Source organism: Arthrobacter sp. UKPF54-2 (assembly GCF_007858535.1).
In the GTDB taxonomy this organism is placed as follows: domain Bacteria; phylum Actinomycetota; class Actinomycetes; order Actinomycetales; family Micrococcaceae; genus Arthrobacter.
Window position 1 is genome coordinate 784,565 of record NZ_CP040174.1, and the last position, 23,091, is coordinate 807,655.

The 23,091-nt window shown below is 68.1% G+C and carries 24 protein-coding genes; 14 read left to right on the forward strand and 10 right to left on the reverse strand.

Annotation, left to right across the window (positions count from 1 at the left end; genetic code table 11):
* Positions 1–54: 54 nt before the first annotated feature.
* The 4 genes from E7Y32_RS03435 (at position 55) to E7Y32_RS03450 (ending at position 2,541) form a co-directional block, all read left to right on the forward strand.
* On the forward strand, positions 55–555 hold the full coding sequence (locus tag E7Y32_RS03435; RefSeq protein ID WP_146335888.1) for a MarR family winged helix-turn-helix transcriptional regulator: 501 nt from the start codon (positions 55–57) through the stop codon (positions 553–555).
* Between the two features lie 87 nt (positions 556–642).
* Entirely contained in the window at positions 643–1,203 is a 561-nt protein-coding gene (locus E7Y32_RS03440; protein WP_146335889.1) for an SSI family serine proteinase inhibitor, read from the forward strand.
* Complete coding sequence (locus tag E7Y32_RS03445) at positions 1,100–2,164, forward strand: 3-methyladenine DNA glycosylase (RefSeq protein WP_146335890.1); 1,065 nt, start codon at positions 1,100–1,102, stop codon at positions 2,162–2,164. Before E7Y32_RS03440 ends, E7Y32_RS03445 begins: the two co-directional genes overlap by 104 nt.
* Positions 2,161–2,541 (forward strand): serine protease inhibitor, encoded by a 381-nt coding sequence (locus E7Y32_RS03450; protein WP_146335891.1) that lies wholly within the window; start codon positions 2,161–2,163, stop codon positions 2,539–2,541. Before E7Y32_RS03445 ends, E7Y32_RS03450 begins: the two co-directional genes overlap by 4 nt.
* Positions 2,542–2,607: 66 nt before the next feature.
* Here the strand turns inward: E7Y32_RS03450 and E7Y32_RS03455 are convergent, their stop codons facing one another.
* The gene (locus tag E7Y32_RS03455; RefSeq protein WP_146338188.1) at positions 2,608–5,808 is read right to left on the reverse strand and encodes a S8 family peptidase; all 3,201 of its coding nucleotides are present in this window, start codon (positions 5,806–5,808) and stop codon (positions 2,608–2,610) included.
* Positions 5,809–6,169: 361 nt separating this feature from the next.
* Positions 6,170–6,355, reverse strand: a complete 186-nt coding sequence (locus E7Y32_RS03460; RefSeq protein WP_146335892.1) for a hypothetical protein — start codon at positions 6,353–6,355, stop codon at positions 6,170–6,172.
* 237 nt (positions 6,356–6,592) lie between these two features.
* Between E7Y32_RS03460 and purS the strand changes: the two genes are divergently transcribed.
* Genes purS through purL form a run of 3 tightly spaced genes read left to right on the forward strand, consistent with a single transcriptional unit; the run spans position 6,593 to position 9,934 of the window.
* A complete protein-coding gene (gene purS / locus E7Y32_RS03465) occupies positions 6,593–6,844 on the forward strand; it encodes a phosphoribosylformylglycinamidine synthase subunit PurS (RefSeq protein WP_011690410.1) in 252 nt (83 codons plus the stop codon).
* 1 nt (position 6,845) lies between these two features.
* A complete protein-coding gene (gene purQ, locus E7Y32_RS03470) occupies positions 6,846–7,604 on the forward strand; it encodes a phosphoribosylformylglycinamidine synthase subunit PurQ (RefSeq protein ID WP_146335893.1) in 759 nt (252 codons plus the stop codon).
* 14 nt (positions 7,605–7,618) lie between these two features.
* Positions 7,619–9,934, forward strand: a complete 2,316-nt coding sequence (gene purL / locus E7Y32_RS03475; RefSeq protein ID WP_146338190.1) for a phosphoribosylformylglycinamidine synthase subunit PurL — start codon at positions 7,619–7,621, stop codon at positions 9,932–9,934.
* Between the two features lie 85 nt (positions 9,935–10,019).
* On the opposite strand, the gene E7Y32_RS03480 is transcribed toward purL, so the two are convergent.
* From E7Y32_RS03480 to E7Y32_RS03515, 8 genes are all read right to left on the reverse strand, one after another.
* The gene (locus tag E7Y32_RS03480) at positions 10,020–10,961 is read right to left on the reverse strand and encodes a hypothetical protein (protein WP_261382525.1); all 942 of its coding nucleotides are present in this window, start codon (positions 10,959–10,961) and stop codon (positions 10,020–10,022) included.
* 166 nt (positions 10,962–11,127) lie between these two features.
* Positions 11,128–11,421, reverse strand: a complete 294-nt coding sequence (locus E7Y32_RS03485; protein ID WP_146335894.1) for a DUF503 domain-containing protein — start codon at positions 11,419–11,421, stop codon at positions 11,128–11,130.
* Between the two features lie 85 nt (positions 11,422–11,506).
* Positions 11,507–11,827 (reverse strand): putative quinol monooxygenase, encoded by a 321-nt coding sequence (locus E7Y32_RS03490; protein WP_146335895.1) that lies wholly within the window; start codon positions 11,825–11,827, stop codon positions 11,507–11,509.
* Positions 11,828–11,892: 65 nt separating this feature from the next.
* The gene (locus tag E7Y32_RS03495; RefSeq protein WP_146335896.1) at positions 11,893–12,495 is read right to left on the reverse strand and encodes a hypothetical protein; all 603 of its coding nucleotides are present in this window, start codon (positions 12,493–12,495) and stop codon (positions 11,893–11,895) included.
* Between the two features lie 14 nt (positions 12,496–12,509).
* On the reverse strand, positions 12,510–13,058 hold the full coding sequence (locus E7Y32_RS03500; protein ID WP_146335897.1) for a DUF1990 family protein: 549 nt from the start codon (positions 13,056–13,058) through the stop codon (positions 12,510–12,512).
* The gene (locus tag E7Y32_RS03505; RefSeq protein ID WP_146335898.1) at positions 13,055–13,468 is read right to left on the reverse strand and encodes an MmcQ/YjbR family DNA-binding protein; all 414 of its coding nucleotides are present in this window, start codon (positions 13,466–13,468) and stop codon (positions 13,055–13,057) included. The genes E7Y32_RS03500 and E7Y32_RS03505 overlap by 4 nt, the downstream gene beginning before the upstream one ends.
* 49 nt (positions 13,469–13,517) lie before the next feature.
* Complete coding sequence (locus E7Y32_RS03510) at positions 13,518–14,342, reverse strand: polysaccharide deacetylase family protein (RefSeq protein ID WP_261382526.1); 825 nt, start codon at positions 14,340–14,342, stop codon at positions 13,518–13,520.
* Between the two features lie 105 nt (positions 14,343–14,447).
* Positions 14,448–14,873 (reverse strand): CoA-binding protein, encoded by a 426-nt coding sequence (locus E7Y32_RS03515; protein WP_146335899.1) that lies wholly within the window; start codon positions 14,871–14,873, stop codon positions 14,448–14,450.
* A gap of 337 nt (positions 14,874–15,210) precedes the next feature.
* Between E7Y32_RS03515 and E7Y32_RS03520 the strand changes: the two genes are divergently transcribed.
* The 7 genes from E7Y32_RS03520 (at position 15,211) to E7Y32_RS03550 (ending at position 23,081) form a co-directional block, all read left to right on the forward strand.
* Positions 15,211–16,065 carry an ABC transporter ATP-binding protein gene (locus tag E7Y32_RS03520; RefSeq protein WP_146335900.1) on the forward strand — a complete coding sequence of 285 codons (855 nt, stop codon included), beginning with the start codon at positions 15,211–15,213 and terminating at the stop codon, positions 16,063–16,065.
* Positions 16,066–16,163: 98 nt separating this feature from the next.
* Positions 16,164–17,234 carry an aliphatic sulfonate ABC transporter substrate-binding protein gene (locus E7Y32_RS03525; protein WP_146335901.1) on the forward strand — a complete coding sequence of 357 codons (1,071 nt, stop codon included), beginning with the start codon at positions 16,164–16,166 and terminating at the stop codon, positions 17,232–17,234.
* Positions 17,234–18,076, forward strand: a complete 843-nt coding sequence (locus E7Y32_RS03530; RefSeq protein ID WP_146335902.1) for an ABC transporter permease — start codon at positions 17,234–17,236, stop codon at positions 18,074–18,076. The genes E7Y32_RS03525 and E7Y32_RS03530 overlap by 1 nt, the downstream gene beginning before the upstream one ends.
* Positions 18,067–20,064, forward strand: a complete 1,998-nt coding sequence (gene acs / locus E7Y32_RS03535) for an acetate--CoA ligase (RefSeq protein WP_146335903.1) — start codon at positions 18,067–18,069, stop codon at positions 20,062–20,064. Before E7Y32_RS03530 ends, acs begins: the two co-directional genes overlap by 10 nt.
* The gene (sfnG, locus tag E7Y32_RS03540) at positions 20,057–21,250 is read left to right on the forward strand and encodes a dimethylsulfone monooxygenase SfnG (RefSeq protein ID WP_146335904.1); all 1,194 of its coding nucleotides are present in this window, start codon (positions 20,057–20,059) and stop codon (positions 21,248–21,250) included. The genes acs and sfnG overlap by 8 nt, the downstream gene beginning before the upstream one ends.
* Entirely contained in the window at positions 21,250–22,590 is a 1,341-nt protein-coding gene (locus E7Y32_RS03545) for an O-acetylhomoserine aminocarboxypropyltransferase/cysteine synthase family protein (RefSeq protein WP_146335905.1), read from the forward strand. The genes sfnG and E7Y32_RS03545 overlap by 1 nt, the downstream gene beginning before the upstream one ends.
* Entirely contained in the window at positions 22,587–23,081 is a 495-nt protein-coding gene (locus tag E7Y32_RS03550; RefSeq protein ID WP_146335906.1) for a CoA-binding protein, read from the forward strand. The genes E7Y32_RS03545 and E7Y32_RS03550 overlap by 4 nt, the downstream gene beginning before the upstream one ends.
* Positions 23,082–23,091 lie beyond the last annotated feature (10 nt).

Sequence of the window (23,091 nt, forward strand, 5' to 3'; positions counted from 1 at the left end):
CGTGGCACCAGTGTACGCTAATCATTAGTGCACTAACTATTTGAAGGAGGCCCAATGGCTGTCCCCGATCTCGCCGCCCCAGCAGCACCGGAGGCCGGCGCCCCCGCGGACGAGGACCTCCTGCTCGAGCACCAGCTCTGCTTCGCCCTGACCGTCGCGTCCCGCAGCGTCGTGGGCGCCTACAAGCCGGTGCTCGACAAGCTGGGCCTCACCCACCCGCAGTATCTGGTGATGCTCTGCCTGTGGGAATCGAGCCCCCGCACGGTCCGGGAGATCAGCGAAGCCCTAGCCCAGGAACCCGCCACGATCTCGCCGCTGTTGCGGCGGCTGGAGGCCGCGGGCTACCTCACACGGCAGCGTGCCGAAGGCAACGAACGCAGTCTCGCCGTGCGGCTGACCGACCGCGGGGCGGCGCTGCGGCAGCAGGCGACGGCGGTCCCCGGCACTATGATGGCGCGGCTGGGCCTGGACCGCGAACAGGTCAGCGAACTGCATGCCGCCATGATGCGGCTCATCGCCGCCACCCGGGACGCGGACCAGGGCCACAGCGGCTAGTCCCCTTGGACACGGCCCCGGGCCCGTCTGGCCCGAAGCGCGATGTTGGACCGGCGCTAGAATGAGTAAAACCGAGGAGAGCCGACCATGCGCAAGACCCTGACTCCCACCCTGCTCGCCCTGATCACGGCTGCCGGGCTTGCGGCCTGCTCCCCGGCCGGCGGACCCGCGCCGAGCGCCTCGACCACCGGCACCGCCTCCGCTTCGGCTTCGGCCAGCAGCACGGGAACCCCCTCCGCCGACGCCGAAACCACCGCCCCGGCGCCGTCGCCGTCGGCTGCCGCCCCGACCGCCGGACCAGGGCAGGGCAACGCAGAACTGGCGATTATGGTCACGTCCGCCGAGGGCGGGAAGGCCACCAACTACACCTTGGTGTGCCAGAACGGGATTCCCGCCGCGGAAAGCCAGCACCCGACCGCCGCCGCGGGCTGCGCCGCCCTGAAGGAGAACGCAGCCCTCCTCAGCCCCGAGCCCCGGCCCACGGACAAGGCCTGTACCCAGCAGTACGGCGGCCCGGAGGAGGCGACGGTCACGGGCTCGGTGGATGGCAAGGCTGTCGAAGCCAGGTTCAGCCTGCGCGACGGCTGCGAGATCGCCCAGTGGAAAGCCGCCAAGGACATTCTGGGATCCACCGGTGGAGCTGTCTAAACTGCAGCACCTCCCGCAGGACGAGTGGCTCCGGCGCGAAGCCGCCCACGCCCAGCGCGTCCGCACCTATGCCGATCCCTACCTCGCCCGGAGGTCGGCCGGCCAGAAGCACCCGGTGGAGGACTTCCTCTTCACCTACTACACCCAGAAGCCCGGCCAGTTGCTGCGCTGGCATCCCGGCGCCGGCGTTGTGCTCTCCGGAACCGCCGCCGCGGCGCGCGCCGGTTGGAAGTACTACCGCACTGCCACCGCCGACGAACTCGCCGCCGCCGGCCTGAAGCCGGGCACGGACGCCGTGACGGTCGACGTCGAACGGTTCCTCACCGAGCGGCGCGATGCCGTGCAGTTTGCCGGCATCATCCTGGCGGGAACGGCCGCCCGGCCGGCGCAGTTCGGCTGCTTTGGCCTGCACGAGTGGGCCATGGTCTACCGGCAGGACAAGTTCGAACTGCGGCACGAATACCTGAAACTGCGGCTCGGTTCCGAGGGGACGGACAAAGTGGTGGAGGACAACAGGATCCGGTGCTCGCATTTCGACGCCTACCGGTTCTACGCCCCGGACGCGGTGCCGCTCAACACCCTGGAGCCGAGCCGCGAGAACCAGCGGAGCATGGAACAACCCGGCTGCCTGCACGCGAACATGGACCTCTACAAGTGGGCCTACAAGCTGGCGCCCGCATTGCCCAGCGAGCTGGTCATGGACTGCTTCGAACTGTCCTGGCGGATCCGCGCCATGGACATGCGCGCCTCCCCCTACGAGCTGAGCGAGTGGGGTTATCCCCCCATCCGGATCGAAACGCCGGACGGGAAAGCCGAGTACGTGGACCAGCAAAGGGCGTTCGCCGCCGCATCGCAGGAGCTGCGCGGACGGCTGCTGCTCGAACTCACGCCGCTGCTGCAGGCCGCCGGCACCGCGACCGCGGCGCCCCCGGTTCCGGCCGGCCGGGAAGGACGCCCATGACCGCCCCCGCCCAAGGGAACGCCCCGCACGAGGTGGACCTCACCGTCCGGCTGACGGAGGGGCCGGGCGCGCCCGAGTACAGCTTTCGGCTGATCGCCGACGGCGGGATCCCCGGCGCCGGGTCCACCCTGCCGGACCCCGTTGCCGCACTCGAGGCCCTGCGGCTGCACGGCGAGGCCATTTTCTTCCCCGTGCCCGGACCGCCGAAGCTATGCACCCAGCAGTACGGCGGCCCCCAGGTGGCTGTGGTGACCGGGCACTACCGGGGCCGGGAAGTCCATTGCGAGTTCAGCCGCACCGACGGCTGCGAAATCGCCCGCTGGCGTGCCCTTGCACCCGTCCTCGGCGGCATCGCGGGATCCACCGGCGCCGTCTGAGGCCCGGAGCTTAAATGGCAGTGGCCGGCGGTCCACGACCGCCGGCCACTGCTGTTTCAGGTGGTGCTAGATGGCGTTGTTCGGGGCCTTGAGCAGGTCACCATTCTGGATCTTGCCCTTTTCCTTTTTCACCTTCTTGCCCTTGTCCTTCTTTTCCTTGTGGTCCTTGCCGCTGTTTCCGTTGTCACCGCTGTCCCCGGGACCGTCGTTGCTCTCCTGGTCCTCGGACGTCGGCGGAACCACGACGGCGCCGGCCGGCGTGACGATAACACTCACGAACGTCGGATCGCTGGCGCCCGCGTAGGTCACTCGACCGATGTAAGACCCAACTGCCAGGCCCTTCCAGTTCAGCGTGACCTGCCCGGACTTGCCGTTGGCAAGGCGCAGCGGGTTGGGAGTCAACGTGGCGTTCCCGACGTTGGCGCCCAGGACGGCGGCGTCCACGCTCGCCTTCGTGGCCTGACCATTCGGGCTTGCATAGAGGTTGACAAAGATCCGGTAAGTTCCCGGCGCGGGGTTGGGGATCGACAGCGACTCACTCGCCGACGACGTGGCGACCTGCACCAGCTGGTTGGCGGGGTTCACCACGTACATGTCGAAGTCCGCATTCGGATCCGAAGAGAGAACAGAGAACTTGGCCAGCGGGGCGCCGGCAGGTACCTGGACCGTCTTTCCGAAGTTCGACGCGTTGTTCGCGCCAAGGATCGCATCGCCCGGGACAAGTTCAATCGCGGAGGAATCCGCCTTCGACAGCCCGTCCAGGGTCATGGTGATCGGGTTGCTGCTTCCCGAAACCACGTTGATGGCCCCGGAACCGTTACCGCCCTCGGAAACAAACGCGACATCGCTCGCAGCGACTACCGCCTGCGGGCGGACCGCAATCGGAGAGGCTACGTTCTTGTTGGCGCCCTGCCACGTGAGCGTGCCCATGGCGAACTTGCCGAGCGCCGCGTTCTGGTTCTCGAAGGACACCTTGAACGTCTTCTTGTCTCCGGCCGCGCCGAAGGTCAGGATGGACGGCGTTACCGTGACCTTGACACCCGGGAGATCAGTCTTGACCCGGTAGGTGCCAGGGGTCAGCGCGGTCAGGGTGCGGGTGACCTCGATCTTGCCCGTGAGGTTGCCCAGCGCGAAGGACGGAACGTTCATGTCGCGGGGCTTGGTGGCGCCCAGGTCCGGCATGCCGAGGTCGACGCCGGTGCCCTGGATGAACTTCAGGTAGTCCTCGTCGTTGGCGTCATAGACGAGGCCCGGATCCAGTACCCGTGCCGGGTCTACCTGCCCTGCGCCCGTTGCGAAGACGTCCGTGTCCTTGCTTCCGTTGGCGAGCTTGACGTCGCTGGCGGTCGTCATCATGGCGGACTTGACCATGGCCGGGGACCACTTGGGGTTCTTGCCGAGGATCAGTGCGCCGAATCCGGCCACATGCGGTGCTGCCATGGAGGTGCCGGACATGAAGCCGAAGTTGTCCCCGCCCGTGCCGATCGGTGAGACGCCGGCCAGGACGGCAACGCCGGGAGCGGCGACGTCCGGCTTCAGCAGGTCCGAGCCGGTGGCGAGCAGCGGGCCGCGGGAGGAGAAGCCGGCAATCTGCGGCTGGGCCTCGAGCGGCAGACCGGTGGTGTCTTTATTGACCAGGGACACGGTGATCGCCGGGTTGGCGGTCACCTTGGCCTTGATAGCGTCGGTGGCCGGCGGGTTCACGTGCACGGTCGGGACGGAGTGCTTGTCAGTGTCCAAGGAGGAGTTGCTCAGGTTCACCAGGATCATGCCGACGCCGCCGCCGCGCTTGACCTCTGCGCTCTTGGCGACGCGGTCGAAGACACCGCGGTCACAAACCACAACCTTGCCCGCGACCTTGGCCGGGTCCAGCGTATCCGGGCCGCACAGCGCTGCGTTGGCGTTTCCGGCCGTGGCGGCGGCGTTGGCAGCCAGGACAACGCCGGCGCCCTTGACCTCGCGGTTCATGATGCTGGCGCCGCGGAACTTGGTGCCATCGGCGAATTCCACCGTGCCCTGGAGTTCCTGGGAGAAGCTGCTGGCGGCGACCGTGGTCAGCCAGGGTGCGCCGTGGTTGACGGTGCTCGCGGTGGGACCGGAGTTGCCCGCCGAGGCAGCGACGAAGATGCCCGCTGAAGCAGCAGACAGGAAGGCCATCGAGACCGGGTCCGTTGTGGTGGTCGTGGAGCCCGAGATCGAGTAGTTCAGGACGTCAACGCCGTCCACGATGGCCTGGTCGATGGCGGCCACGGATGCCGACGAGTAGCAGCCGCCAGTGTTGGGATTCGTGTCCTCCCAGCAAACCTTGTACACAGAGAGCTTGGCGGCCGGGGCCATGCCGCTGGTCAGGCCGAAGCTGCGGCCATCCACGAACGTCTCGACGTTGGCGTTGCCTGCGGCAGTGCTGGCCGTGTGCGTGCCGTGGCTGGCGACGTCGACCGGGGAGATCTTCTCCAGTGGCGACCGGTTGTCCGGGGTGACGTACTTCAAGAAATCATCGGCGAAGTAGTGCGCGGCCAGGACCTTCGAGTTGCAGGCCGAGCCGTCGAAGTCCGCGCCGGTGCCCACGCCCTTCTGGCATTCGCCGATGAAGGTGTCGCCGTCGGACTTGAGCATGGCGATCTTGCCGTCGCTGGTGCGGTACGGCACGCCAACCACCGGGTCGCCGACCAGCGGCTTTACCTCTTCACCGGCGAAGAAGGCGCTGCCGGGCGTGTAGCCGGTGTCGATGACACCGACGACGACGCCCTTGCCGGCTGCATCCTGGCCGCCGAACTTGGTGTTCCAGGTGCCGTTGGCGCCGCTGAGTTTGAGGAAATCAGTGCTGGAGTAATCCGGGGCGTTTTCCGTGTCGGGGGCAACCACAAGAACGTCCGGGTTCTTGGCCAGTTTTATGGCCTGGTCCGAGGTGAGGTTCGCGCTGAATCCGTTGACCGCCGCCGTGAAGCTGCGTTTTATCGCAACGTTCTGCTGCGCGGCGACCTCGGTCTGCTTCTGCTCAAGGTGGGCCTCATACTGCCGGACGGCCGGCTTTTTGGTGTCCAACTTCTTGCCCGACTCGGGTTTCGTGGGCGCCAGGCCCGGTGTTCCGCCGTCGTAGGTGGCCGCCGGTTTCTCAGCAAGCACAACGATGTAGCGGCCGTCCGAGTAATTGGCGGGGTCCAGATTCTTCTGCGCGATCCCGGCGACGGTGGAACCCTGGCCCGGCGCAGCAGTGGCGGGCGAGATGGCAACTGTGGAGAGGAGAACCGGTAAACCCAGGGTCAGCGCCGCTGCCCTCCGGAGTCCCCCGCTTCGAAGGAAGCTCTTTCCTGGTGATTTCACGAGTGATTTGAACCTTTCAGAGGGTACGGTCCCGGCGCCATTGCCGGGGACGACGGACTGGTTCGGGAAGCGGAACAGGAGTTGACTCTCGCCCACGGGCGGATACCAGCCGATTCATACAGTACAGACTGAGAGCCAGATATGACATAGACCACAGCAACAAATCTGGTTTGGTCATATTGGTCGACAAATCTCGTCGTGCGGGGGACACGGCAGAGCCGGGACGGCGGCGCCGTCCCGGCTCGGGGCCCGCCCGGAGGCGGGTAATTACGGGGGTTGTTACACGCTGATGACTGTCGGCCGGCTACTGCCGGGGCGTCCGGACTACCTCGCTGATCCAGGCCTTGGTCTTCTCGTCCAGCGGGCCGGCCACGTTGCTCGCCCTCGCCGCCCGGTCTGCTTTGACCTTCTGCAGGACCATCCGGCCGAGGCCCGCGAAGACGGCGGCGGCGACCACGGGAAGCAGGACGGATCTCGGTTTCTCAGCCATCCCCACATCCTACTGAGCGCCGCCGCCGCAGACCAGAGCGGTGACCATGGCCCCGCCGCGCGCCGGGCACCGCGGCCGCCGCCCGGTCACGAATGCGGCATGGCGCACCGCGCCCGTTAGAATGAGGGTGCAAGCTCGCGGAGCGCCCGAATCACGTTGTCACCACACAACGGATCGGCGTGAGACGGCACTACTCCGCTGCGCCCTTACCCAATGCTCACGCACAGGAGTTGCCGGATGCCCCGGATCGTTGTCGACGTCATGCCCAAGCCCGAGATTCTCGACCCGCAGGGGAAGGCCATCGTGGGTGCACTGCCCCGCCTGGGCTTCACCGCGTTCAGCTCTGTCCGCCAGGGCAAGCGCTTCGAACTGACCGTCGACGGCGAGGTGACCGAGGAGATCCTGGCCCAGGCCCGCAACGCCGCGGAGACCCTGCTCTCCAACCCGGTCATTGAGGACGTCGTCAACGTTGAGGTCGTCGAGGCCTGAGATGACTGAACTCCCCCTGATCGGCGAGGCCGTCGCCGTCGCCGCGGAGCCCCGGCTCGCGGGTGCACGGATCGGCGTCGTCACTTTCCCCGGCACCCTCGATGACCGCGACGCCGCCCGCGCGGTCCGCCTGGCCGGCGCCACCCCGGTGGCCCTCTGGCATGCGGACACCAGCCTCGGCGACGTCGACGCCGTCGTCATTCCCGGCGGCTTCTCCTACGGCGACTACCTCCGCGCCGGCGCGATCGCGCGGTTCGCGCCGCTGATGGCCAAGATCATCGACGCCGCCAACTCGGACGCCAAGCTGCCCGTCCTCGGCATCTGCAACGGATTCCAGATCCTTACCGAGTCGCACCTTCTGCCCGGCTCGATGATCAAGAACGACCACCTTAAGTTCCTCTGCCGCGACCAGGTCCTGCGGGTGGAAAACAGCACCACCGACTGGACCCGCGACTACACCGCCGGCCAGGAAATCACCGTGCCGCTGAAGAACCAGGACGGCCAGTACATCGCGGACGAGAAAACCCTCGACGCCCTGGAGGCGGAGGGCCGCGTGGTGTTCCGCTACGTCGGCTGGAACCCCAACGGCTCGCGCCGCGACATCGCCGGCATCTCCAACGCCGCCGGCAACGTCGTGGGCCTCATGCCGCACCCCGAGCACGCTGTGGAGGCCGGTTTCGGCCCGGAGACCGGCGCCGGCACCGAGGGCCTCGGCTTCTTCACCTCTGTCCTGAACACGATCGTGGGAGACAACAAATGACGGAGACCCCCGCAATGGCGGCGCCCGCGCAGACCACCAAGAAGTTCAACATCGACACCGTCGAGAACGCGGCGAAGACCCCGGACGTCGAGCTTCCCTGGGCCGAGCTGGGCCTGAAGCAGAACGAGTTCGACGAGGTCGTCAAAGTCCTGGGCCGCCGCCCGACCGGCGCCGAGCTCGCCATGTACTCGGTGATGTGGAGCGAGCACTGCTCCTACAAGTCCTCCAAGAACCACCTGCGCCAGTTCGGCGAAAAGGTGACCGAGGAGATGAAGAAGGACATGCTCGTCGGCATCGGCGAGAACGCCGGTGTCACGAACCTCGGCGATGGCTGGGCCGTGACGTTCAAGATCGAGTCGCACAACTCGCCGTCGTTCGTGGAGCCCTACCAGGGTGCCGCGACCGGCATCGGCGGCATTGTCCGCGACATCATCTCGATGGGCGCCCGCCCCGTGGCCGTGATGGACCCGCTGCGCTTCGGCGCCATCGACCACCCGGACACGGCCCGCGTGATGCACGGCGCCGTCGCCGGGATCGGCGGCTACGGCAACTCCCTGGGCCTGCCGAACATCGGCGGCGAGATGGTCTTCGACTCGGTGTACCAGGGCAACCCGCTGGTCAACGCCCTCGCCGTCGGCGTCATGCGGCACGAGGACATCCGCCTCGCCAACGCCTCCGGCAAGGGCAACAAGGTGGTCCTCTTCGGCGCCCGCACCGGCGGCGACGGGATCGGCGGCGCCTCCGTGCTGGCCTCCGAGTCCTTCGACGACACCAAGCCCTCCAAGCGGCCCGCCGTCCAGGTGGGCGACCCCTTCGCCGAGAAGGTCCTCATTGAGTGCTGCCTGGAGCTGTTCAAGGGCTCCCTCGTGGAGGGCATCCAGGACCTGGGCGCGGCCGGCATTTCCTGCGCCACGTCCGAGCTCGCCTCCAACGGCGACGGCGGCATGGAAGTCGAGCTGACCTCCGTCCTGCTGCGCGACCCCACCCTGACCCCGGGCGAAATCCTGATGTCCGAGTCGCAGGAACGCATGATGGCCGTGGTCACCCCCGAGAACATCGCCGCGTTCGAAGCGGTGATGAACAAGTGGGCCGTGGAGTACTCCTGGCTGGGCGAGGTGACGGACACCGGCCGCCTGATCATCACCTGGGAGGGCGAGGTGATCGTCGACGTCGACCCGCGCACCGTCGCCCACGACGGCCCGGTCTACGACCGCCCCGACGCCCGGCCCGAGTGGCAGGACGCCGTCCAGGCGGACACCTTCACCGGTTCCGTGCAGGACACCGCACGCCCGGCCGCCCCCGCGGAGCTGGCCGCCGCCATCACCGAGCTCGTCGCCTCGCCGAACATGTGCAGCAAGTCCTGGATCACCAACCAGTACGACCGCTACGTCGGCGGCAACACGGCCATGGCGTTCCCCGACGACGCCGGCGTGGTCCGGGTGGACGAGGAAACCGGCCTGGGCGTGGCCCTGGCCACGGACGCCAACGGCCGCTACACCTACCTCGACCCGTACCACGGCGCGCAGCTGGCCCTGGCCGAGGCGTACCGCAACGTCGCCACCTCCGGTGCCATCCCGATGGCTGTCAGCGACTGCCTGAACTTCGGCTCCCCCGAGGATCCGGACGTGATGTGGCAGCTCGCCGAAGCCATCCGCGGCCTCTCCGACGCCTGCATGGAGCTCGGCATCCCCGTCACCGGCGGCAACGTGTCGCTGTACAACCAGACCGGCAGCGTCCCGATCCACCCCTCCCCCGTGGTCGCCGTGCTGGGCAAGCTCGACGACGTCGCGCGCCGCACGCCCTCGGGCTGGCGCGAGGACGGCCAGGCCATCTACCTCCTGGGCACGACGGCGGCGGAGCTGGACGGTTCGGAGTGGTCCAACCTGCGCGGCCACCTGGGCGGGCTGCCGCCGAAGGTCGACCTCGCTGCCGAACGCGAGCTCGGTGAAATCCTGATCAACGCCTCCCGCGACGGCATGGTGGACTCCGCGCACGACCTCTCCGAGGGCGGCCTCGCGGCGGCGCTCGTGGAGTCCGCGCTGCGCTACGGCACCGGCGCCCGGATCTCGCTCCAGGATGTGATGGACCGCGACGGCGTGGACCTGTTCACCGCACTGTTCTCCGAGTCCCAGGCCCGTGCCATCGTGGCGGTGCCCCGCTCGGAGGAAATCCGGTTCAAGGACATGTGCACCGCCCGCGGCTTCGCGCACGTCCGGATCGGCGTCGTGGACGCCGAGAGCAGCCAGCTGGAGATCAACGGCGTCGATACCCTGGACCTCGACGCCCTCCGCGAAGCCCACGAGGGAACCCTGCCGAAGTACTTCGGCTAGTCCCCACCCTCGCCCCGACCATCGGCTGCTCCGTAACTGCCCTTTTGAGCCCTCAAAACGGCAGCTACGGAGCAGCCGTTTCGGTTCAGCGGCCGGGGCGCCAGCCGGCTTGGACCAGGGCCACCCGGACCTTCGCCACGGCCGCCCTGGCGTCATTCGCCATATGGCGCTGGGAGATCCGGACCTCGGACCAGCCAAGCGCCTTGTAACGCTCCGAACGGGCGATGTCCCGGACGATCTGAGCCGGGTCGCCGTGGTGTTCGCCCTCGTATTCGACGCCGATCTTGTATTTCCGATAAGACATGTCGGGTTCGTGGTGACGCGCCCCCGCATCGTCGATGATCGGCACGTTCAGCTCCGGCTCCGGAAGGCCGGCACGGACCAGCGCAAGCCTGAGCAGGGATTCCTGCGGCGAATCCGAGCCGACGCGGATCAGGGTGATCGCTTCCTTGGCCTTCCTGATACCTCGTTTTCCTTTGTGCCGGTCGATCATCCGCTGCAAGTCCTCCAGTCTGCAGAGGGGCAGCTCCCGGCCCTCAAACTCAGGCCGGGGTACCCGGACGCAACTGTCCCCCGCCACCACGAGTTCGTCCACAGTCAGCATTTCGGCCAGGTCGAGCCAGGTTCGCTCCGGCGTTGTCAGGGGTATTCCGTTCAGGACCGTCACCTCGTCCTCGTAGAGCTTCATTCGGTGGACGATCACATGGGGCCGGTTGAGATGGGCTGCGCCCTCGGGCCTGATTATGTGGTACATCGGCGGTTCCTCCCTCTGCCGCCGCGCCGGAAGCGAGCCAAGCTCCGCCGCGGTGAAGTGCGACGCGGCGCATCGCTCATTGACCTCAATGAATGGCCGCACCCGCACGCTCAACGGGAGTCCCGACGTCGGGCCGTCCGACCGGAGGCCCCTACCCAGCAGGGCGAGGGAACGGTGCCGGAGCCGTTTGGGCTTCACACCTGCCAGGTTGGCCGCGGCAACGGTGAACGGAAGGCCCTGAAATTCCTGCGGGAGCGGACGTGCTGTCTTCATTGGCCCATCAGAGCAGACCGGTGCTCGGGCCGCAGAAGTTATCCACACCACCCATCGACTGCTCCGTAAGCGCCGTTTTGACGCTTCAAAAGGGCGTCTTCGGAGCAATCGACGACGGTAGTCGACAAGATGAGGGAGACAGAGGGTACTGGGCCGTCGATCCGCGTCAGTCGTCGCTGCGGAGTTCGCGCTGGCGGGCGCTGAGCAGTTCCAGTTCCGGCCTCGCCGCCACAAAACGTTCGACGGCGGTCAGCACCTCCACGAGGTGCGCCCGGTCCGCCGCGACCAGGCCTGCGCCGATCACGGTGCGCCGGTACTGGTCGTGGAACTCGGCCTCGGTCACCGAAACGTCGAAGCGGCGCCTGAGCTCTGCCAGTAGCGGCCGCACCACGGAGCGTTTCTCCTTCAGGCTGTGCACGTCGCCCAGGAGGACATCGAATTCAATCCAGCCGATCCACATGGCCCAAGCCTATCGATTGCTCCGTAGGCGCCCTTTAGGGGCCCCAAAAGGGCGTCTGCGGAGCAATCGACGGGGGTGGAGCGGCTTAGGCGATGGTGAGTTCGCCCATCCGGTCCCAGCCTTCGCCGTCGAGCTGGCGGCTGATGATCCGGGGTGTCTCGGCCAGCGCCTGGGGCATGTCCGCCATGGCCTGCTTGAAGTGGGCGCTGTTGACGTGGTCCCCGGCGGCGTCGTCCTTGAAGGCCTCGACCAGGACGAATTCGTTCGGGTCCTCCACACTGCGGGACCAGTCGAACCAGAGGTTGCCGGGTTCCTGGCGGGTGGCCTGCATGAACTCCTGCACGAGGCCGAGCCAGCGCTCGGACCAGTCGGGCTTGACCTTGAATTTAACGACGATGAAGATCACGGGTGTGTGCCTTTCGGTGTTGGTGCATGGGTCTTCCATTATTGCGATGAGGACACCGCGGGAGCTCAGCAGGCGTCGATGGCCGCCCGGGCCCGCTCCTGCTGCTGCGGTGTGCCCACCCGTTCCGCCCACTGCTCGGCAAGCTGGAACTCCACCATGGCTTCGGTGCAGCGTCCCGCCTCGTGCAGGCTCCAGCCGAGGTTGTTGTGCAGCGCCACCATCCAGCGCCTGGTGCGGGCGTCGTGTGCCGTGGACGCGTACTCCAGGGCGCTGCGCGTCCAGGTCTCGGCGTGGGCTGTGTCGGCGATCGCCAGCATGTGCAGGGCATCGACGGCCAGGAACTCCTCGCCCAGGTGGTCGGCGAGTTCGGCGGCCTGCTCGAACAGCGGGACCGCCATCTCTGCGTGGCCGCCGGAATTGAGGACGCGGCCACGTTCCAGCAGCACCCGCACCGCCACCGTGGGCTCGTCGCCGTCAATCGAGTCCAGCAGGGCGTCCGCTTCCTCGTAGCGCCCCTGCAGCCCAATGGCCCGGCCCAGCTGGGTGGCGAACTCGGCCCGTTCGTCGTCGTCGTAGGCCGGATCGGCGGCCGCCGCACGGAAGCGGGACTCCGAAAGGGCCGGGTCGTCAAAGTTCCACAATCGGTCAAGGGTCTGTTGGTTCAGCATCTACCTGCTCCTGCTCAGTTCACACCTGCGGCCAATTCCTGTGCACTCCTAAGGTATCGGGAAGTGACCAGCCGGCGCGCCCGGGCGGTGACGGCCCCGCCGGCCGCATAGAACCAGTTGGCCGGCACACCGAACGCGGTGACCTTGATCAGCACCAGGCCGTTTTCGTCGAGCGAGATTTCGAATGCCTCCTCGCCGCGGACCGGATGCCCCGGCAGCGTCCCGTAGCCGAACCCGGCGGACTGCGGCCCGCCGCCGGGGACCGGACGGCGCACCCAGACCACCTCGCAGGGCGCGTTGATCCGGAACGGCCCGACGCCGAAGCCGCTCACCACGCGCGTCCCGGGGAGCACGACGTCGGACTCGGCACGCACGCTCAGCCCGGCCCGCTTCTGCAGTTGCCAGGTCAGCATTCCCTGCACCGCGCGGCGGTAGGCGGCCTCGCCGTCGCCCACGTAGGCTTGGGTGACTTCGCCGCCGCTGCCTTCCGGCAGCAGCCCGCTTTCGGTGGTCCCGACCCCTTCGTAGTTCAGCTCGCCGCCGGCGATCCGCGGGGCGCTCATGGCCGGGCCTGTCCGCCGGCGAGCCGGGTCCAGCCGAGTTGCTCCTGCTGGCGGCGGCTCAGGGTGGCGACAACGAGGTCATAGGAGTCCTCCACCATGTCCCGGACCATGGAGTCGGCCAGCGCACCGTCCAGCCGCACCCCGTTCCAGTGCCGCTTGTTCAGGTGCCAGGCACCGGTGATTTCCGGGTGCGCGGCCCGCAGTTGCTCGGCGAGGGCCGGTTCGCATTTGAGGCTCACGGCAAGGTCGTCAGGGTCCAGCGCGGACAGGGCGAACATCTTGGCCGTGTGCCGGGCCCCGCCGTCCACCGCGGCGCGGACTTTGAAGACCGCCGTTTCAGGGCCGAACGGGTAGTCCTCGAAGGCGCCGGGAAAGCCCAGGCAAATCCGGCGCAGCGTGGCGACATTCATGAATCAAGCCTACTTTTATCCACCGACATTCTCCGGCCCGCGGGGCGGCTCAGGCGACGCCCAAGAAGTCCTCAAGCAGGACGACCTCGAGGCCGGCGGCCAGCTGGGCGGCACGGAACGCGGCCAGGTCGGCGGCAAACTCGGGCCGGAAGTGCATCAGCACAATGTCGCCCGGGCGCAGGGCCTTGCCGTACTGGTAATCCATGTGGCCGGTATTGGATTTAGCCTCCCACGTGACAATCGCCTTCATCCCCGCCGCCGCGACCGCCTGCCGCATGGCGACGGAATAGGCTCCGCCGGGCGGACGGAACAGGGTGGGGCGGCGTCCGAAGTGCTGCTGGGCGTACTCCTGCATGCCGTTGATTTCCGCGAGCTGCTGTTGATACCCCATCTGCGTGACCATGTTGATGTTGTGGCTCAACGTATGGTTTTCCACCAGGCTGCCCTGGGCGGCGAACTGCTTGAAAAAGTCCGGATTGTCCTGGACGAAATTCCTGGTCAGGAAGATCGACGCCGGATAGTCATAGTCGGCCAGGAGCCGGACCATCTCGGGGGTCTTGGTGACGCCGTCGTCGATGGTCAGGAACACCACCGGATGCTTCGTCTCAATCTTGGTGATGACGGGTGCGAGCCCGTTTTGCACGGGCGGCAGCTTGAAGTCAGGGGTGAACCGGGCACGCGGGCGCCGGGCCGGGGCATCATCGGTGAGGAGCGGCTTCCGCAGGCTGCCCGGTCGCTCAGACCCGGCAGTATTCGCCGCAGCCGGCGTTTCCGGCGTCGACGATGACGGGCCGTCGGGAGCCGCGCAGGCCCCCAACGCCGATATCATCGAAGCGCCCAGGAACCCGAGGGCGGTCCTGCGCCCAAGGGTCACCGGCGGCGCAGTCGGGTGGTCCCCACACATGTTTTTTCCTAGCATCCGCGAAGTAAGACAGGCGCAGACTACCAGAGCGAAGTGACCGGCCGTGGAGGCCGGTCCTTAGAGGCCGAAGCGCGGCGCCTCCTGGGCCGGGCAGGCGTTCATCACAACGTCCAGGCCCGCCGCCGCGGCCCGGGACGCGGCCGCCTCATCGATCACACCGAGCTGCAGCCAGACGGCTTTCGCTCCGGCAGCGATGGCCTGGTCCACCACGTCCCCCACCCTCCGGGAGTTCACGAAGCAGTCCACGACGTCGAGGGGCTGCTTCGCCGCCGGGATGTCCGCCAGCTTGGCGTAGCCAATCTCGCCGTGGACCGGGTCGGCCGGAAGATTGACCGGGATGATCTCCATGCCGAGCCGGTCCCGGATGTATAGGGAAGTGTCATAGGCGGCACGCCACTCGTTGGTGGTCAGGCCGACAATTGCCCACCGTCCCTTGGTGCGCAGGAGCCGTTCGATGACTGCGGTGTCGTTCACGTGGGCCATCTGCACAGCCTACGTGCCGCCCGCGCGGGAGCACGGCGGACCTGCCGCCGGGGCGGGCGCGCCGAACAATCGACCGCCGGGCCAGCCAGCGGAGGCAGGGTGTCCGAATATTACGCGGCCGGTTTGGGGAAAAGCTTCGTTTCCGTTTTAGTGGGTAGTGACCATCCCGAGCGGCTGAGAGACCTGGATCGATGAAGCCGCAGCAACCCTGGTCGTCGGAGTTCCTCCCCGGAATCCGTTGACAGCAAGGTAGCGAGCCACGGGAACGGCCGGACTGACACCCGGCCGAGAGGCTCGTTCCGTAGGGTGCTACTGCCAGGACCGATGGAGTAACCCTATGACTGCTGTCCTGTCCCCCTCCCCGGCCGGGGCGTCCGCCGACGCACCCGCCGGGGCATCGCACCGCACCCCGGCCCTGCCGGTGTCCTTCCGCGGCCTGCGCCGGGCCTTCGGCTCGGGCGCCGAGGAGCACACCGTGCTGCGGGAGGTGAACTTCGACGTCCGCGCCGGTGAAGTCCTCGCCATCCTCGGCACGTCCGGCTGCGGGAAATCCACCCTGCTGCGCGCCGCGGCGGGCCTGGACGCCCCGAGCTCCGGGAGCGTGGAGATCGACGGCGCCCCGGTCCAGGGCGTGGATTCACGCTGCGCCTTCGCCTTCCAGGAGCCCCGCCTGCTGCCGTGGCACACCCTGCAGGCCAACATCGCCATCGGCCTGCCCACCGGCGTCAGCGCCCGCGACGGCAAGGCCAAGGTTGCCCGGCTCCTCGGACTCGTGGGCCTGCAGGACTTCGCCAAGCACCGGCCCCGCGAAGTGTCCGGCGGCATGGCCCAGCGCGCGTCGCTGGCCCGGGCGCTGGCGCGCAATCCCGGCGTCTTGCTGCTTGACGAGCCCTTTGGGGCCCTCGACGCCCTGACCAGGATCAAGATGCAGGACCTGCTGTTGGAGGTCCACCGCGCGGAGCCGACCACCGTGCTGCTCGTGACCCACGACGTCGACGAGGCCCTGCAGCTCGCCGACCGCATCATCGTCCTGGGCAAGGAAAGCAGCGGCGGACCAGGAGCCGCGGCACCCGGCGCCACCATCATCCGGACCGTGGACGTGCCCGGGGACCGCCCCCGCGACCGGGCATCGGCCGAGTTGGCCGCGCTGCGGGCCTCGCTCCTGGCGAGCCTCGGCGTCGACGGCCACTAGCCACACCGGTCTCCGCCACCCGGCCGGACCCGCCGGCCGCGTCCCGGCCGCAATTCAGTTCTTCCTATCCGTTCGCACCGTTTTCCAAAGGAACCTCCATGCCCTTCGCCCGCACCAGCACCCGCCGTCCTCTCTCCCGCCGCGCCCTGCTCACGGCCGCGGGGGTGTCCGCCGCCCTGGCCCTGACCGGCTGCGTGGCCGGGGAAGGCTCCGGCCAGCCGGCCGCCGGCACCAACGCCGCGGGTGCCACCGCCGCGGCGGGCACCCTGAACATCGACTTCGCCACGTACAACCCGCTGAGCCTCGTGATCAAGAAAAAGGGCTGGCTGGAAACCGCGCTCAAGGACCAGGGTGTGAGCGTCAAGTGGGTCCAGTCCGCAGGCTCCAACAAGGCCAACGAGGCCCTGCGGTCGGGCGCGATCGACGTCGGCTCCACCGCCGGCTCCGCCGCGCTGCTGGCCAAGGCCAACGGTTCGCCGATCAAGGCCATCGACATCTTCTCCCAACCCGAGTGGGCGGCCCTCGTGACCAAGCAGGGTTCCGCCATCACCAAGGTGTCGGACCTCAAGGGCAAGTCGGTGGCGGCGACGAAGGGCACCGATCCGTACTTCTTCCTGCTCCAGTCGCTGGCCGAGGCCGGGCTGTCCGCCAAGGACGTCACGGTGCAGAACCTGCAGCACGCCGACGGCCGCGCCGCCCTGGAAAACGGCTCGGTGGACGCCTGGTCCGGCCTGGACCCGATCATGGCGGGTGCTGAGCAGAAGGGCGCCACGCTGTTTTACCGAAACCTCTCCTTCAACACCTACGGCTTCCTGAACGCCACGGAGTCCTTCCTCAAGGACAAGCCGCAGCAGGCGCAGGCCGTCGTCAACGCTTACGAGAAGGCCCGCGCCTGGGCCGCGGCGAACCCGGACGAGACCGCGCAGATCCTCGCCGAGGCCGCCGGCCTGGACCTCGCCGTCGCGAAGACCGTGGTCCTGCAGCGCAGCAACCTCAACGTCAACCCGGCCCCGGGCGAGGCGCAGCGCAAGGTCCTCGCCAAGATCGGGCCGACGTTTGTGGAGACCGGGGACGTTGCGAGCCAGCGGCAGATCGATGACGCCGTCGCCTCCCTGCTCGATGACTCGCTGGTCAAGAAGGCGGATGCATCCGCCATCAAGGACTCGTAATGACGCGCCTCGAAACTCCCGCCCTCACCGGCCCCGGCCGGCGCGCCGCGGGCCTCCCTGCAGATTCGGCGTCCCGCGCGGGGCTCCCCGCCAACGGCTGGGCGCGCCTGCTCCTGGGACTGCTCATCCCCGCCGCGGTGCTGGCCGCCTGGCAACTTTCGACGGCGGCCGGCGTGTTCAGCGTGGTCCAGCTCCCGCCGCCGGCCATGGTGCTGGAGGCCGGCCTGGACCTGCTACAGCGCGGGCAACTCGGCCAGCACATCGCGATCTCCACCCAGCGGGTGCTGATCGGCTTCGCGGCCGGGGCGGCGCTGGGGCTGGTGTTTGGATCGCTGGTGGGCCTGTCCCGTTTCGCCGACGCCCTGCTCGCCCCGACCATTGGCGCCCTCCGGGCCGTCCCCTCGCTGGCGTGGGTGCCGCTGCTGATCCTCTGGATGAAGATCGGCGAGGATTCCAAGATCACCCTGATCCTGATCGGCGCGTTCTTCCCCGTTTTCACCACCGTCTCGCTGGCACTGCGTCACGTGGACCGGAACCTGGTGGAAGCGGCGCGCGCGTTCGGGCTCAAGGGGGTGAAGCTCCTGACCACGGTCCAGCTCCCCGCCGTGGTGCCGGCCGTGTTCTCCGGCCTGCGGCTGGCGCTGGCCCAGGCTTGGCTGTTCCTGGTGGCCGCCGAACTCATCGCCTCCTCGATGGGCCTGGGCTTCCTGCTCACGGACTCTCAGAACAACGGCCGTACGGACCGGCTCCTGCTGGCGATTGTGCTGCTGGCCGTGATCGGCAAGATCACCGATGCGCTGCTAGGCCTGGCCGAGAAGTGGGCGGTGAAACGATGGGCATAACCCTCAGCGACCCCGCCGTGCGCGATCCGCAGACCGAGGCTCCGCAGACCGAGGAAGAACGCATCGCGTTCTGGGAGTCGGCCGCCCTCCGGCTCGACTGGGAGGACGTGCCCGGGCAGGACAAGCCCTGGCACACCGCCCACCGCCGCATCCCCGCCGACGCCGCGGCCGGCACCGGCCCGCAGATCACCTGGTTCGACGGCGGGAAGCTGAACGTCGCCTACAACTGCGTCGACCGCCATGTAGCGGCGGGACGCGGGGACAAGGTGGCCCTGTTCTTCGAGGGCGAGCCCGGCGACCGCCGCACCGTCACGTATGCCGAGTTGCAGCGCGAGGTCGCCCAGGCCGCCAACGCCCTGCTGGAGCTCGGAATCAGTCGGGGCGACCGGGTGGTCATCTACCTCCCGGTGATCCCTGAAACGGTGGTCATCGCCCTGGCCGCGGCCCGGATCGGCGCCATCCACTCGCTCGTCTTCGGCGGCTTTTCCGCCGAGGCGCTCAAGTTCCGGGTGGAGGACACCGGCGCCAAGCTCCTGGTCACCACGGACGGGCAGTTCCGCCGCGGCGCCGCCGTGCCCGTGAAGGCAAACGCAGACGCCGCCGTCGCCGGCGACAACGCCATTGAGCACATCCTGGTGGTCAACCGCACCACCCCCTCGGGCGAACTGGACACGGTCCCGATGACCGCGGGCCGCGACGTGTGGTGGCACGACGCCGTCGGGCGCGCTTCCGAGGTCCACGAAGCGGAGGCGTTCGACGCCGAAACGCCGCTGTTCATCATGTACACCTCCGGCACGACCGGCAAGCCCAAGGGCCTGGTCCACACCTCCGGCGGCTACCTCACGCAGGCGTCCTGGAGTTTCGAGCACCTCTTCAGCAACCCGGACCCCGCCCTGCGGGATGCGGACGTCCACTGGTGCACCGCGGACCTCGCCTGGGTCACCGCCCACACCTACGAGCTCTACGGCCCGCTCTCCAACGGCGCCACCCAGGTCATCTTCGAGGGCACCCCCAACACGCCCCACCCGGGCCGACACTTCGAAATCATCGAACGCTACGGCGTGACGCAGTACTACACCGCCCCCACCCTGGTCCGCTCCCTGATGGGCTGGTTCCCCGAGGGCGTCCCGGCCGACTACGACCTATCCTCCATCCGCCTGCTCGGCACCGTCGGCGAAGCCGTCAACCCCGAGGCGTGGCGCTGGTTCCGGGACAACGTCGGCGCCGGCACCGCCCCTGTCGTGGACACCTGGTGGCAGTCCGAGACCGGCGCCACCATCCTCTCCCCCGCCCCGACGGACACCGCGTTCAAGCCCGGCTGCGCGGCCAGGCCGCTGCCCGGCGTCGGCACCCGGATCGTCGACGCGGCCGGCAACACCGTCCCGCCGGGCGTGCAGGGCTTCATCGTGGTGGACGCCCCGGGCCCCGCGATCGCCCGGACCGTGTGGGGCAACCCGCGCCGCTACTTCGACTCCTACTGGCGCCAGTACGCGGACCAGGGCTGGTTCCTCGCCGGCGACGGCGCCAAATACGACGACGACGGCGACATCTGGATCCTCGGGCGCGTGGATGACACCCTCAACGTCTCCGGGCACCTGCTCTCCACGATCGAGATCGAATCGGCCCTCGTCTCCCATCCGGACGTGGTGGAGGCCGGCGTCTGCCCCGTCGCGGACCCCACGACCGGCCACGCCATCGTCGCATTCGTCGTGCTTCGCGAATCAGCGGCCACCCCCGATATCCACGGCGCGCTCAAGGCCCACGTCGCGACGGCGATCGGGCCGATCGCGAAGCCGCGCGACGTCGTCGTCGTTCCGGATGTGCCGAAGACCCGCAGCGGCAAGATCATGCGCCGGCTGCTGACCCAACTGTTCGAGGGGACCGCGCTCGGGGACACCACCTCGCTCCAGAACGAACCATCCATCGCGGACATCCAGGATGTCCTGCGAATCCGAAATACCCCAGAAGTAAGGAACACCCATGACTGACATCAGCAGCGTCGCCCGTCTTTCCGAACCGCTCAAGTTCGCCTACTGGGTCCCGAACGTCTCCGGCGGCCTGGTGGTCTCCACCATCGAACAGCGCACCGGCTGGGACTTCGAGTACAACAAGAAGCTGGCCCGGATCGCGGAGAACTCCGGCTTCGAATACGCCCTGACCCAGACCCGGTACGCCGCCTCCTACGGCGCCGACAAGCAGCACGAGGCGACGTCGTTCAGCCTGGCCCTCCTGGCCGCGACAGAACGCCTCAAGGTGATCTCCGCCGTGCACCCTGGCATGTGGCACCCCGGCGTGCTGGCCAAATACATCATCACCGCGGACCACATCTCCAACGGCCGCGCCGCCGTGAACATCGTCTCCGGCTGGCTCAAGGACGAGTTCACCAACTTCGGCCTTGAATGGCTGGAGCACGACGAGCGCTACGTCCGCACCGAGGAATTCATCCGGGTCCTCCGCGGGCTCTGGACCGAGCAGGACTACAGCCAGTCCGGCAAGTACTACAACATCAACAACTTCACCCTGCAGCCGGCCCCGGTGGACGTGCCGGGACGGGCGCACCCGGAGATCTTCTTCGGCGGCAACTCCACCGCGGCCCAGGCCACCGCCGGCCGGGTCGCCGACTGGTACTTCTCCAACGGCAAGGACCTCGAAGGCTTCAAGGAGAACATCGCCGGCGTCGTCGCGGCGGCCGGTGAGACCCGGCGCGGCGCTGAGGGGGCGCTACCCAACCCGAGGTTCGGCCTGAACGGCTTCGTGATTGCCCGCGATTCCGAGAAGGAAGCCCGCGACACCCTCCGCGAGATCGTCGAGAAGGCGCACAAGCCCGCCGTCGAGGGTTTCCGTGCCGCCGTGCAGGAGGCCGGCGCGTCCACGAAGGACGGCAAGGGGATGTGGGCCGATTCCAGCTTCGAGGACCTGGTCCAGTACAACGACGGCTTCAAGACCCAACTGATCGGAACCCCGGAGCAGATCGCCGAGCGGATCGTGGCTTACAAGAAGATCGGTGTGAACCTGTTCCTCACCGGCTACCTGCACTTCCAGGAGGAAGTCGCGGCGTTCGGCGCGGACATCCTGCCGATCGTGCGCGAGCTTGAGACGGACCTGGCCCGGAAGAGCGGCGTCGAACTGGACCTCTCGCAGACCCCGGCGGCAAATGTGGAGGTGGCCGCGTAATGGCTGAGCGCAAGTTCGGGTTCCGCACCCGCGCCCTGCACGCCGGCGGCACCCCCGACGCCGAGCACGGCGCCCGTGCGGTGCCGATCTATCAGACCACCTCCTTCGTGTTCAAGGACACCCAGGACGCCGCCAACCTCTTCGCGCTGCAGAAGTACGGCAACATCTACTCCCGGATCGGCAACCCCACGGTCGCCGCCTTCGAGGAGCGCATCGCCTCCCTCGAGGGCGGCATCGGCGCGGTGGCCACGTCCTCGGGCATGGCCGCGGAGTTCATCACCTTCGCCGCGCTGACCCAGTCCGGCGACCACATCGTCGCGGCCTCCCAGCTCTACGGCGGCACGGTCACCCAGCTGGACGTCACGCTGCGCCGCTTCGGCGTGGACACCACGTTCGTGGCCGGCACCGACCCGGCGGACTACGCCGCGGCCGTCCGGGACAACACCAAGGCGATCTTCGTGGAGGTGGTGGCCAACCCGTCATCGGAGGTCCAGGACCTGGCGGGGCTGGCGAAGGTGGCGCACGACGCCGGCATCCCCCTGGTCGTCGATGCCACCTTGAGCACCCCGTACCTGGTCCGGCCGATCGAGCACGGGGCGGACATTGTGATCCACTCCGCCACGAAGTTCCTCGGCGGCCACGGCACCACCCTGGGCGGCGTGATCGTCGAGAGCGGCCGCTTCGACTGGGGCAACGGCAAGTTCCCCACAATGACCGAACCCGTGGCTTCCTACGGCAACGTCTCCTGGTGGGGCAACTTCGGCGAATACGGCTTCCTGACCAAACTGCGCTGCGAGCAACTGCGCGACATCGGGCCGGCGCTCTCCCCGCAGTCGGCGTTCCAGCTGCTGCAGGGCGTCGAAACCCTCCCGCAGCGCCTCGACGAACACCTGAAAAACGCCCAGGCCGTGGCCGAATGGCTGGAAGCGGACGAGCGTGTGGCGTATGTAAACTACTCCGGCCTGCCCTCGCACCCGCACTTCGAGCGGGCGCAGAAGTACCTGCCGCTCGGCCCCGGCTCGGTGTTCTCCTTCGGTGTGAAGGGCGGCAGGGCCGCGGGCCAGAAGTTCATCGAGTCCCTGCAACTGGCTTCACACCTGGCCAATGTCGGCGACTCCCGCACGCTGGTGATCCACCCCGGTTCCACCACGCACCAGCAGCTCAGCCCCGAACAGCTCGAGTCTGCCGGAGTCCCCGAGGACCTGGTCCGGATCTCGATCGGGCTCGAGGACATCGAGGACATCCTCTGGGACCTGGACCAGGCCCTGGACGCCGCGGCTGACGTAACAGCCTCGGATGCCCTGTCGGCCGACACCTGCACGATCGGAGCAAACGCATGAGCACGCAAGAACGAACCTGGACCGGCCCCTCGGCGCCCGAACGGCTTGCCCTGCTGCGCCAAGCCAAGTCGATCGCGATCGTGGGCGCCTCGGACAAGCCCTCGCGTGCAAGCTACTTCGTGGCGACCTACCTGCAGTCCTCCACCCGCTACAAGGTGTACTTCGTGAACCCCGTGGTGAAGGAAATCCTGGGTGAACCGACCTACGCCTCGCTTGCGGACCTGCCGGAGAGCCCGGACATCGTGGACGTGTTCCGCAAGCACGAGGACCTTCCGGGTGTCCTCGACGAGGCCGTCGCAGCCGGCGCCAAGACACTGTGGCTGCAACTGGGCTCGTGGCACGAGGACGTCGCCAAGGAAGCCGAAGCGGCCGGGCTCGACGTCGTGATGGACCGCTGCGTGAAGATTGAGCATGCCCGGTTCCACGGCGGCCTGCACCTGGCTGGCTTCGACACCGGGGTGATCTCCTCCAAGCGCCAGGTCCTCGCCTAACGGCACACTC